Raw genomic sequence first — 11,515 nt, forward strand, 5'->3', positions numbered from 1 at the left:
CAACATCCCCGCCCCGTTCGAGCAGTCCACCCCCGCGGGCGTACCGGCGGGTTCGATGGAGCTCAGCGGAATGTTCACGGTCTCGAAGCGCTCCGTGCCGTGCAGCCGCGAGCCCTGCGCGCTGTTCACCGGCGGCGGATCCGCCTCCGCACCCAGTGCCGCCAGCATCCCCATCACCAGACCCCACCGCGTCCACGTCCTGCCGGTCACCTTCATGTGTCCGTCTCTCCCTCAAGCCTTCGAATCCGTGGGGCGCACCCTCGCGTCCCCTCTGCCCAAGGAACGGGCGGCGAGGCTGATATTGACAACGCATGTCTGATTTGTGCCAGGCGTGCAAACCTTGCCGTGAATGCAAGCGCTGCACGGCGGCGCATGCGAGGAGGCTGTGCAAACCTTGCATGCTCCGGGCGCGGCGCGATGCGGCGGGCGATCCAGCTTCCTTGCCCCGGCGGCATCGCCCAAGATGGATTTCCTCCGCATTTCCCCCGCATTTTCCGCAAGAGGAGGGGAGCATGTCCTTCAACCGCCGTGGCCTCGTGGCCGCGCTCGCGCTGTTCTCCCTGGCCGGTCCCGCGCTCGCGCAGGCCCCCGCCGCGCCGCCCAAGCCCCCAGCGGATCCGGACGCCGAACGCGCCGCGTACATCCGGTCGCACTACACGAAGTACGAGGTGCGCATCCCCATGCGCGACGGCGTGAAGCTCTTCACGGCGTTCTACGTCCCCAACGACGCGAGCCCCCAGAAGCGCTACCCCGTGCTGCTCCTGCGCACGCCGTACTCGGTGAATCCGTATGGCGCCGGCCGCTATCCGCGCAGTCTGGGCGCCCCCGCCTTCGAGAAGGACGGCTTCATCTTCGCCTTCCAGGACGTGCGCGGCCGCTACCTGTCCGAGGGCGAGTTCATGAACGTGCGCCCCCACCTCGACGCCAAGCGCGGCAAGGAGGTGGACGAGAGCAGCGACACGTACGACACCATCGACTGGCTGATGAAGCGCGTGCCGAACAACAACGGCAAGGTGGGCATGTGGGGCGTGTCCTATCCGGGCTTCTACACGGCCGCGGGCGCCATCGATTCGCACCCCGCGCTCAAGGCCGTGTCGCCGCAGGCGCCCATTGGCGACTGGTTCTGGGACGACATGCACCGGCATGGCGCCCTCAACCTGCAGCTGGCCTTCAGCTTCTTCTCCGTCTTCGGCAAGCCGCGCCCCGCGCCCACCGATGACGTGGAGTGGAAGCCCTTCGAGTTCGGCACCCCGGACGCCTACCAGTTCTTCCTGGACCTGGGCCCGGTGGCCAACGCGGACGCGAAGCACTTCCACGGCGACGTCGCCTTCTGGAAGGACATCGTCGCGCACCCCAACTACGACGCCTTCTGGCAGTCGCGGAACCTGCTGCCGCACCTGAAGAACATCAAGGCGGCGGTGATGGTGGTGGGCGGCTGGTACGACACGGAGGACCTCTACGGGCCGCTGCGCACCTACGCGGCCATCGAGAAGCAGAACCCCGGCATCGCCAACACGCTGGTGATGGGCCCCTGGCCCCACGGCGGCTGGATGCGCTCGGACGGCACGTCGCTGGGGGACGCGGAGTTCGGCTTCCCCACCAGCGCCACGTACCAGGACCTGGTGCTGGCCTTCTTCAAGCAGCACCTGAAGGGAGGCCCGGACGCGGCCGTGCCGGAGGCGCTCGTCTTCGAGGGCGGCGCCAACCGCTGGCGCCAACTGGACGCGTGGCCGCCCAAGGGCACGAAGGAGGCGCGCCTGTACTTCCAGCCGCAGGGCACGCTGACGTTCCAGGCGCCCAAGGCGGCGGCGCCGTCGTTCGACGAATACGTGAGCGACCCGGCGAAGCCCGTGCCGTACACGCAGGACCTGAGCCCCGGCTGGTCCAAGACGTACATGACGGAGGATCAGCGCTTCGCCTCGCGCCGGCCGGACGTGCTCACCTACCAGACGGAGCCGCTGGAGAAGGACCTCACGCTCGCGGGCCCGCTGGAGGCGGAGCTGTGGGTTTCCACCACCGGCAGCGACGCGGACTGGGTGGTGAAGCTGGTGGACGTGAACCCGGGGAAGATGCCCGGCTGGACGAAGGAGCAGGATCAGTCCGGTGAGCGCAACCGGGGCGCGCAGCAGACGCTGGTGCGCGGCGAGCCGTTCCGCGGCCGCTTCCGCGACAGCTATTCGCAGCCCAAGCCCTTCACGCCCAACGAGGTGGCGAAGGTGCGCTTCGTCATCAACGACGTGTTCCACACCTTCCAGCGCGGCCACCGGCTGATGGTGCAGGTGCAGTCCAGCTGGTTCCCGTTCATCGACCGCAACCCGCAGACCTTCGTGCCCAGCATCTACGAGGCGAAGCCGGCGGACTTCGTGCGCGCGATGCACCGGCTGCACCACTCGGCGGCTCAGCCGAGTGCGCTGAAGGTGAACGTCCTGCCCGCATTGGACGAGTAGTTCCCCGTCCCCCCGCGCGCGGTCTGCTAGGCTCCGCGCCCGCCAACACGCGGGCGGCCGCTGCCAGGCCGCGCGCCATGACACGCCATGACGGGAGGGACATGACCGGTCACGACCGGCCCGACGCCGGGCGGGTGCTGCTCGACGGAAGCCTGGGGGAGGGGGGCGGCCACGTCCTCCGCTCGGCGCTGTCCCTGTCGCTCATCACCGGCCGTCCCTTCCAGCTCACCGGGCTGCGCGAGCACCGCGAGCCTCCGGGCCTGCGTCCCCAGCACCTGGCCTACGTGCGCGGCGCGGAGGCGCTGTGTGGTGGCACCAGCGAGGGCGCCATCGTGGGCGCCACCGAGCTGCGCTTCACCCCCGGCCCGGTGCGCGCGGGGGACTACCTGCTGGAGGCCGGCGCGTCCGGCAGCACGCCCCGGCTCTTCCAGTGTCTGGTGTATCCGCTGGCGCTCGCGGGCGGCGGACGGCTCACGCTGCGTGGCGGCACGCACGTGCGAGGCGGGCCCAGCTTCCACGCGCTCGTCGGCGCATGGCTGCCGGTGGCCCGCGCGTACGGGGTGCCCGTGCAGTTGTCGCTCACCCACGCGGGCTTCCACCCGGAGGGCGCGGGCGAGTTCACCGCGGAGGTGGGCGCCCCCGCTGAACCGCCCGTGCGCGTGGACCTGCCCGCGCGCGGCGTGCTGCGCGAGGTGCGGGTGATGTCCTTCGTGGCCGGACTGCCCTTCGCGGTGGCGGAGCGTCAGTCCCGCGCCGCGGTGGCCGCGCTGCGCGAGCGGGGCATCCTGGCGGAAGCGGACAACCGGCCGCTGGCGGTGACGCGCTCGCAGGGGTCCGCGACGTTCGTGCTGGCGCAGTTCGAGCACACCGTGGCGGGCTTCACGTCCCTGGGCGAACGCGGCCTGGACGCCGAAGGGGTGGGGCGCGAGGCGGCGGAGGCGCTGACCCGCTTCATGGAGACAGGCGGCGCGTTGGACGAACACCTGGCGGAGCAGCTGCTCCTGCCGGCGGCGCTCCTGGCGTCAGGGAGGCTGGGGGCGGTGACGCCGGGCACCACGCGCTTCACCGCCGCTCGCGTCACCGGCGAGCTGACGGTCCAGGCGGAGGTGCTGCGGCGCTTCCTGCCGGTGCACATCCAGGTGGAGCCGGGCGGAAGCGTGGAGGTCCGTCCGGCGTGAGTCGGGCGGGGCTTTAGGCCTCGTCCTCGGTCGCGTTGCCGCGGGCGCCGAAGGTGTTGGTGTCGGACATGTCCCGCACGGTGCCGCGGTAGGCGCGGATGGCGAAGGGCGTGGCGACGAGGAAGACGATTCCCACGAGGCCGATGGCCATCCAGGGAATGGGCGTCTCCTTGATCTGCACGTCCTTGCCGTAGCCGTTGAGGTTGTTGCCCATGGCACGCGCCTTGGCGGCGTCCTTCTCTGCCTGGGTCAACTCCTTGCGGTTCTGGAACTCCTGGGGCTGCCGGCGCTGGGGCTGCGCCAGGACAGCGCCGCCCCAGACGAGGGCGAGGACGAGAACAAGCCGGGGGAGGGAGGGGGAGGGCATGGGCCTTGAGCCTAACAGAGCCTCCCGGCGCGGGTGAACAGGGGTTGCTTCGCCCGGCGCGGGGCGTTAGGCGCGCGGGATGCTCCGCCTTCCCTTCCTCCTCCTGGCGAACCTCCTTTTGGGGCTGCGGCTGCTCCTGGGCCTGCCCTTTCGTCTGATGGCGGCGCGCAAGCGACCCACGTGGATCCGCTTCCGGCTCGCGGGGAACCTCCCGTACCGCCCGCGCCCCATGCCGCGCTTCCGCCTGGGCGGTAGCCCGGTGGAGCCCGCGACGGTGACGTCCCTGGAGATGCTGGGCCGGGCGCTCAAGGTGCTGGCCGCGGATCCGAAGGTGGAGGGCATCCTCCTGGAGATTGAAGGCCTGGGCATCCCGGACGCCCGGCGGGAGGCCCTGAGGGCCCTGCTGTCCGACTTCCAGGCCGCCGGCAAGCGGGTGGTGTCCTGGGCGGTGATGGTGGACACGGACGCCTACCCCGTGCTGGGCGCGGCGGACGAGGTGCTGCTCGCCCCCATGGGCAGGGTGGAGCTGGTGGGCTACGCCGCCGAGGCCACGGTGCTGGGCGAGGCCTTCGGCCGGGTGGGCATCCACGCGCACTTCGCGCGGCGCGGCGACTACAAGACGGCGCCGGAGCTCTTCACGGACGGCAAGGTGTCCGACATCCAGCGCCAGACGCTGGAGTCCTTCCTGGACGAGCGCTACGGCGTCCTGGTGGCGGCCATCTCCAGCGACCGGAGCAAGACGCCGGAGGAGGCGCGGGCGATCATCGACTCGGGGCCCTACAGCGCGAAGCGGGCGCTGGAGGCGGGATTGGTGGACGGGCTGGTCCACGAGGCGGACCTGGGCGCGCACCTGGGCCTGGAGGCGAAGAAGGACGAGGAGCCGCCAGTGCCCACGTACGACGCGTACCTGGAGACGCTCGCGTTCCCGCCGGTGAAGTGGCGCCGGCTGCGCCGCAAGCCCCGGCTGGCGGTGGTGGACGTGGCGGGCATCATCATCCCGGGCAGCGGCGGCGCGGGCCGGTTCGCGGCGGCGGACTCGGTGGTGAAGGCGCTGCGGCAGGCGGGGCGCGACCGGCGCGCGAAGGCGATCGTGCTGGCGGTGGGCAGCCCCGGCGGATCAGCGCTCGCGTCGGAGCAGATATTGGAAGCGGTGAAGCGCGTGGCGAAGCAGAAGCCCGTCATCGCTTACGTGGATCAGGTCTGCGCGAGCGGCGGCTACATGGCGGCCATCGGCGCGAAGGAGATCTGGTCCGCGCCCCATGCCGTCGTGGGCTCCATCGGCATCTTCGTGGGCAAGTTCGAATACGGCGAGCTGCTGGAGAAGCTGGGCATCCACCGCACCACGCTGGCGCGGGGCGAGAACGCGGCCTTCTTCTCCTCGTCGCGGGGCTTCACGCCGCACGAGCGCGCCGCGCTGGAGCGCGAGGTGGAGGAGGGCTACCAGGCCTTCCTGGAGCTGGTAGCCCAGGCGCGAGGCCGGACGAAGGAGGAGATCCACCAGCGCGCGGAAGGGCGCGTCTACTCAGGGCTGCGCGCGAAGGAGGCGGGGCTGGTGGACCGCATCGGCGGCTTCGAGGAGGTCTGCCGCCACGCATTGGAAGAGGCGCGCGTCCCGTCGGACGACTTCGAGCTGGTGCGCTACGGCGGTTCCCGCGCGAAGCTGTCGCTGCTCAAGCTGCTGATGGGCGCGGCGCACCCGGCCACGTATGCCTTCTGCACCGCGGCATGGAGCCTTCAGGGCTTCGGGACGTCCCGCCGCATCGACTAGCATGCGCGGCATGGTCCGCTCCTGCCCGGTCTGCCCCAACCAGACGTTGAACGTCGTCCAGGCCTCCGACGTGGAGGTGGACGTCTGTCCGCGCTGCAACGGTCTGTACTTCGACCGGGGAGAGCTGGAGCGCTTTCCGGACCGGCCGTCGCTCAAGCCGCTCTTGAACGCGGCGAGGCAGGCCGCGTCGCGGTGCCGGAAGGGGGGGCACCTGATTCCGCGGGCCATGGCCGTCTGTGCCACCTGCGACGGTGAGCCCGTGGGCTGTCCCGGCTGCGGCGCGCGGCTGGCGCTGGTCAACGCGCGCGTGTGCAACGTGGACCTGTGCACGCACTGCGGCGGCACCTGGCTGGACTCGGGCAAGTTCGAGGCCCTGGAGAACGCCACCGTGACGCCCCCCAAGGCCGCCCCCGTGTCGTCCAAGGGCTGGGAGGTCGCCCTGGCGACGGATGGGGGCGCGGATCCGTGGAAGGGCCCGGGCGCCACGGCCCCGCTGCCGCCGTCGGATTCGCCCACGGGCGGCCTGGGTGTGCGCTCCCCGCTGGCCTGCGTCCACTGCGGCATCCAGATCTCCGTGCCCCACGCCTGGGCGCTCGACGGCGACCTCTACTGCCGGGAGCACCGTCCGAAGGGCGCCGTGTCGGGCGACAGCCTGCCCAAGAGCCGCGACGCGAGCACCATGCCGTCCATGGACATGTCGGATGATTTCGATCTGGCGGACGTGGTGATCTGGCTGTTTCGCCTGCTGCGCCGCTGACCTTTCGGGCGCCGCCCGCCTGCCGGAGCACGCCCGGACATTGCCCGCCCCGGGGCCGGGGTCTACCCTGCCGCGCCAGTGATGACCCGCCTTGCTCCCCTGAGCCTCCTGTTGCTGGGCACCGCCTGCGCCACCGCTTCGCGCGAACCGGCCTCGGTGGCGGAGGCGTACGCCAAGGCGCTGGAGGAGAACCGGCTGTCGGACGCGTACCGCCTGACGACCGGCGGCCCGGAGGGCGAGGGTGCCTTCCTGGACGAGTACTCCGACGCGGCCGCCCGCAGGGAGCGCGCCGCCGCCGTGCGCTCGGGCACGGGCGTGCTGGAGGCCCGGGCCCCGTCCGTCACGCTGGCCCGGCAGGGCGAGGACTGGCGCGTGGTGGAGTCCCGCCCCGCGGACGTACCCCGGGCGGCGCTGAAGAAGTTCCTGGATGAGGTGGAGTCCCGCGACTGGAAGGGCGCGTGGGGCCTGCTCGCCTCGCCGCTGAGGGCCCGCTACACGCCGGAGCGCCTGCGCGAGGACTTCGAACGGGAGCCCCTGGCGAAGGAGCGCCTGCGCCGCGCCCGGCTGGCGCTCAACACCCACGTGCGCGTGGCGGCGGGCGAGGCCCTGTTCCCCCTGGGCGGTGAGCGCGCCGTGCGGCTGGTGCTGGAAGACGGCGAATACCGCGTGGCGGCCATCGAATGAGGGGTAGAAGCCGGGCGCGATCCCGGGCCGGTGGATGGCCGGGCGACCTGCGGAGATGTGCGTTAAACGACGTTGACAGCCCCCGGAGTGCTGGCAATCTCCGCCCCCCTTCAAGCGTGCAAACGCCCGTTTTCAAAAGGTTTCAGGTGTTCCGATGAGCGTTTCCCAGGCTGATGTGATGACGGCCATGTCGAAGGTGATCGACCCCGAGCTGCACGTCGACCTGGTGAAGGCCGGCATGGTGAAGGACGTGCGCGTCACCGGGGACACGGTGAAGTTGAAGATCGAGCTGACCACGCCCGCGTGTCCCATGAAGGGGAAGATCCAGGCGGACGCGGAGGCGGCGCTCAAGGCGGTGCCGGGCCTGAAGTCCTTCGACATCGAGTGGGGCGCCCAGGTGCGCGGCGTCGCCGGTGGCTCGGGTGGCGGCGGGGCGCTGTTGCCGGGCGTGAAGAACATCCTGCTCGTGGGCGCAGGCAAGGGCGGCGTGGGCAAGAGCACGGTGGCGGTGAACCTGGCCGCGTCGCTCGCGCAGCACGGCGCGAAGGTGGGCCTGCTGGACGCGGACTTCTACGGCCCCTCCGTGCCGCTGATGACGGGCACCTCGGACAAGCGCCCGGTGAGCCCCAACGGCAAGACGCTGGATCCGCTGGTCGCGCACGGCCTGAAGATCATGTCCATCGGCTTCCTGGTGGAAGCGGATCAGGCGCTCATCTGGCGCGGCCCCATGCTCCACGGCGCCCTCATGCAGCTGGTGCGCGACGTGAACTGGGGCGAGCTGGACTACCTCATCCTGGACCTGCCTCCGGGCACGGGCGACGTGGCGCTGACGCTGTCGCAGTCCGTGCGGGCCGCGGGCGCGGTGCTGGTGACGACGCCGCAGGACGTGGCGCTGGCGGACGTGGTGCGCGCCAAGCAGATGTTCGACAAGGTTCACATCCCGGTGCTGGGCATCGTGGAGAACATGAGCCAGTTCATCTGCCCGCACTGCAACAAGAGCACGCCCATCTTCAACCACGGCGGCGGGCACAAGGCGGCGGAGATGTTCGGCATCCCATTCCTGGGGGAGATCCCGCTCGACCTCAAGGTGCGTGAGGCGGGAGACTCTGGCGTGCCGGTGGTGGTGGGGCACAAGGACAGCCCGGAAGCGAAGGCCTTCCAGGACGTCGCTCGCGCGATCGCGGGCCGCGTGTCCGCGCAGACCATGAAGAGCGTGCCCCTGCCGGTGATGCAGGCCCGGTAGGGCTCAACCGTAGAGAAGGAGACCCCGCATGGCCCCGGCCGGCAACGACGACCTCCCGCCAGATCCGCTGTTCGACGACGACTCGGAGCAGCAGTCCGGCAGGGAGAACCGCTCGGGCGGCTTCGTGCCGGACTTCGTGCGGCGCATGGCGGTGGCCGGCATGGGCGCGGTCTTCATGGGCGAGGAGGGCATCCGTGCCCTCGCTGGCCAGCTCAAGCTCCCCAAGGAAGCACTGGGCTTCATCCTCTCCCAGGCGGAGAAGACCAAGGACGACATCAGCCGCGTCGTCACGGAGGAGCTGCGCCGCTTCATGCAGTCGGAGAAGCTGCGCGATGAGTTCCTCAAGCTGCTCTCCGGCATGACGGTGGAGGTCAAGGCGCAGATCCGCCTGGTGCCGTCGGAGAAGGCGGAAGAGGCGCCCGCGCCGGAGCCGCATCACAAGGCCTCCAAGAAGTCCGCGGAGGCGCCCACCGCGCGCGTGGTCATCACGGACGTGAACGCGCGCCGGCCGGCCTCCAAGCGCTCGAAGCGGGAGTAGGGACGTGGCGGAAGAAGTCACCGCGCCGCCCGCGCCGGAAGCCCCGGTGCCTCCCAAGCCGCGTCCTGGCTGGCGCACGCACCCGCTGCCCAAGCGGCTGGCGCTCATCGCCATCGTGGCGGTGGGGCTCTGGCTGTGGAAGGCCACGGACCTGCCGGAGCGCCAGCTCATCTTCCAGTTCACCGGAGACGGCTGGAACAGCGCGCGCGCCGTGGACCTCCAGGTGCTGGACGACGAGGAGCACATCCTCAAGCGCGAGGAGCTTTTCTTCGCGAACGGCCCGCCCCCGGAGGTGACGTTCAAGATGCGCCTGCCGGAGGGCACCTTCCGCGCGCTCCTGTTCGTGAAGGTGGAGGGACGCGAACCGCGCGTGCGCCTGGAGGAGCGGCTCACGGTGGGCGAGGGTGAGGCCATCGTCCGCCAGCTGCGACTCCCCGCCGCCAGTCGTTGACCGGCGTTGACCCTCCTGGAGGCGTGCGTTATGGCCGCCGGCACAGGAGAGAAGACGCCATGGCTACGGAACACATCGTCGTCGTCGGTGCAGGGCAGATGGGCGCGGGCATCGCGCAGGTGGCGCTCCAGGCGGGCCTGCGCGTGTCGCTGGTGGACGTCAACAAGGACGGGCTCGCCAAGGGCGCGGACCGCATCAAGGCCGGCCTGAAGAAGCTGGTGGAGAAGGGCAAGCTGGACGCGGCGAAGCAGCAGGCCGCGGAAGGAAACCTCGCCACCTTCACGAGCGCGCGCGACGCGAAGGACGTGGACGTCGCCATCGAGGCCGTCACGGAGAACGAGGACCTCAAGCGCCGCATCTTCCTGGAGCTGGACGAGGTGGTCCGCCCCGGCGGCATCCTGGCCACCAACACGTCCTCCATCCCCATCACCCGCATCGCCGCGGCCACGAAGCGCCCCGAGTCCGTCATCGGGATGCACTTCATGAACCCCGTGCCCGTGATGCAGCTGGTGGAGCTGATCCGCGGCGCCGCCACGAGCGATGAGACCTACGCCACCATCCGCACGATGGCCGAGCGCATGGGCAAGACGACGGTGGTCTCCAAGGACTACCCGGGCTTCATCGTCAACCGCATCCTCATCCCCATGCTCAACGAGGCCTGCTTCGCGCTGATGGAGGGCCTGGGCACCGCGGAGGACATCGACACCGCGATGAAGCTGGGCACCAACCAGCCCATGGGCCCGCTGCAGCTGGCGGACTTCATCGGCCTGGACACGGTGCTCTACATCGCCGAGGTCCTGCACAAGGGCCTGGGTGACTCCAAGTACCGCCCGTGCCCGCTGCTGCGTCAGTACGTGGACGCCGGCTGGTACGGCAAGAAGAGCGGCCGCGGCTTCTACAAGTACTAGGCCTTCCGGAGACACCACACATGGACTACCAGAACATCAAGTTCGAGAAGGACGGCGCCATCGCCATCCTCACCGTGGACAGGCCCAAGGCGCTCAACGCGCTCAACAGCGCCACGTTCCACGAGATGGACCACGCGCTGCGCTCGCTGAAGGAAGACACGCGCGCGCTCATCGTCACCGGCGGCGGGGACAAGTCCTTCGTCGCGGGCGCGGACATCGCGGAGATGTCCACCATCAGCGCCGCGCAGGCCCGTGAGTTCTCCGCGCTGGGACACCACGTCTTCGCGTCCCTGGAGAACCTGTCCATCCCCACCATCGCGGCCGTGAACGGCTTCGCGCTGGGCGGCGGCCTGGAGCTGGCCCTGGGCTGCGACCTCATCTACGCGTCGGAGAAGGCCAAGCTGGGCGTGCCGGAAGTCACCCTGGGCGTCATCCCCGGCTTCGGCGGCACGCAGCGCCTCACGCGCCTCTTGGGCCGCGCCCGCGCGAAGGAGATGCTCTTCACTGCGGACCGCATCGACGCGGCGAAGGCGAAGGAGATCGGCCTGGTCCTGGAGGTGCTGCCCGCGGACAAGCTGATGGAGCACTGCAAGGCGGTGGCCGCCAAGATCTTGAAGAACGGCCCGCTCGCGGTGGCCCAGGCCAAGCGCGTGGTGGAGTACGGCGCGGATCAGGACCTGCGCGCCGCCAACGAGTTGGAGCGCCAGGGCTTCGCGGTCCTCTTCGGTTCGGAGGATCAGCGCGAGGGCATGGCCGCGTTCCTCGCCAAGCGTCCGGCCAACTTCCAGGGCAAGTGACGTGAAGCACGCGGTCGCGGCCGGGAGCCTGCTGTGCTTCCTGGCCGCGCCGCCGGCCCGGGCGGAGTCCGAGTCCGAGCGCCTGGACCACGCCCCGGCCCTGGTGTCCTGGAAGCGCACGCTGTGTCTCTACACGCTGTGCTTCCTGGAGCCCGCCATCCCGGACCTCCGCCGCGAATGGGGTGACGGCGCCCATTGGGTGCTGTCCTGGCCCATCCACCCCTGGGCCACGCCGCCACTGGACGTACCCGGCGTGTTGAGTCCCACGCTCATCCTGTCGCCCTTCGTGGAGCCCCAGCTGCGCCTGCGGCCGTCCACCTTCCGCCTGCTCGCTGGCGCACGCGCGTATGCCTTCCCGGACACGTCCCGCTTCGGCG

Annotated in this window: 12 protein-coding genes and 1 pseudogene; 11 read left to right on the plus strand and 2 right to left on the minus strand. The window is 70.6% G+C overall.

The window, feature by feature from the left end:
* Positions 1 to 216: hypothetical protein (locus tag D7X32_RS39765; protein WP_147450455.1), on the minus strand; the 216-nt coding region annotated here is incomplete at its 3' end.
* A gap of 296 nt (positions 217 to 512) precedes the next feature.
* Here D7X32_RS39765 and D7X32_RS39770 point away from each other — a divergent pair.
* Complete coding sequence (locus D7X32_RS39770; protein ID WP_120607732.1) at positions 513 to 2,447, plus strand: CocE/NonD family hydrolase; 1,935 nt, start codon at positions 513 to 515, stop codon at positions 2,445 to 2,447.
* A 101-nt stretch (positions 2,448 to 2,548) separates the two neighbouring features.
* Positions 2,549 to 3,625, plus strand: coding sequence for an RNA 3'-terminal phosphate cyclase (rtcA, locus tag D7X32_RS39775; RefSeq protein ID WP_120607733.1), 1,077 nt, complete (start codon positions 2,549 to 2,551; stop codon positions 3,623 to 3,625).
* Positions 3,626 to 3,638: 13 nt separating this feature from the next.
* Here rtcA and D7X32_RS39780 read toward each other — a convergent pair whose 3' ends face one another.
* The gene (locus tag D7X32_RS39780; RefSeq protein WP_120607734.1) at positions 3,639 to 3,992 is read right to left on the minus strand and encodes a hypothetical protein; all 354 of its coding nucleotides are present in this window, start codon (positions 3,990 to 3,992) and stop codon (positions 3,639 to 3,641) included.
* 79 nt (positions 3,993 to 4,071) lie between these two features.
* Here D7X32_RS39780 and sppA point away from each other — a divergent pair, with 79 nt between their 5' ends.
* The 9 genes and pseudogenes from sppA to D7X32_RS39825 form a co-directional block, all read left to right on the plus strand.
* Positions 4,072 to 5,760, plus strand: a complete 1,689-nt coding sequence (sppA, locus tag D7X32_RS39785; protein ID WP_120607735.1) for a signal peptide peptidase SppA — start codon at positions 4,072 to 4,074, stop codon at positions 5,758 to 5,760.
* A 10-nt stretch (positions 5,761 to 5,770) separates the two neighbouring features.
* Entirely contained in the window at positions 5,771 to 6,517 is a 747-nt protein-coding gene (locus D7X32_RS39790) for a TFIIB-type zinc ribbon-containing protein (RefSeq protein ID WP_158625845.1), read from the plus strand.
* 81 nt (positions 6,518 to 6,598) lie between these two features.
* On the plus strand, positions 6,599 to 7,201 hold the full coding sequence (locus D7X32_RS39795; protein ID WP_120607737.1) for a hypothetical protein: 603 nt from the start codon (positions 6,599 to 6,601) through the stop codon (positions 7,199 to 7,201).
* A 154-nt stretch (positions 7,202 to 7,355) separates the two neighbouring features.
* Complete coding sequence (apbC, locus tag D7X32_RS39800) at positions 7,356 to 8,444, plus strand: iron-sulfur cluster carrier protein ApbC (RefSeq protein WP_120607738.1); 1,089 nt, start codon at positions 7,356 to 7,358, stop codon at positions 8,442 to 8,444.
* A 28-nt stretch (positions 8,445 to 8,472) separates the two neighbouring features.
* The gene (locus D7X32_RS39805) at positions 8,473 to 8,982 is read left to right on the plus strand and encodes a hypothetical protein (RefSeq protein ID WP_120607739.1); all 510 of its coding nucleotides are present in this window, start codon (positions 8,473 to 8,475) and stop codon (positions 8,980 to 8,982) included.
* A gap of 4 nt (positions 8,983 to 8,986) precedes the next feature.
* Entirely contained in the window at positions 8,987 to 9,433 is a 447-nt protein-coding gene (locus D7X32_RS39810) for a hypothetical protein (protein WP_244239446.1), read from the plus strand.
* Positions 9,434 to 9,492: 59 nt separating this feature from the next.
* Positions 9,493 to 10,341, plus strand: a complete 849-nt coding sequence (locus D7X32_RS39815; protein WP_120607740.1) for a 3-hydroxyacyl-CoA dehydrogenase family protein — start codon at positions 9,493 to 9,495, stop codon at positions 10,339 to 10,341.
* A 20-nt stretch (positions 10,342 to 10,361) separates the two neighbouring features.
* Positions 10,362 to 11,138 (plus strand): enoyl-CoA hydratase-related protein, encoded by a 777-nt coding sequence (locus D7X32_RS39820; protein WP_120607741.1) that lies wholly within the window; start codon positions 10,362 to 10,364, stop codon positions 11,136 to 11,138.
* Between the two features lies 1 nt (position 11,139).
* A pseudogene (locus D7X32_RS39825) lies at positions 11,140 to 11,515 on the plus strand (hypothetical protein); the annotation flags it as partial.

Origin of the sequence: Corallococcus carmarthensis, from assembly GCF_003611695.1 — a bacterium.
Classification (GTDB): Bacteria; Myxococcota; Myxococcia; order Myxococcales; family Myxococcaceae; genus Corallococcus; species Corallococcus carmarthensis.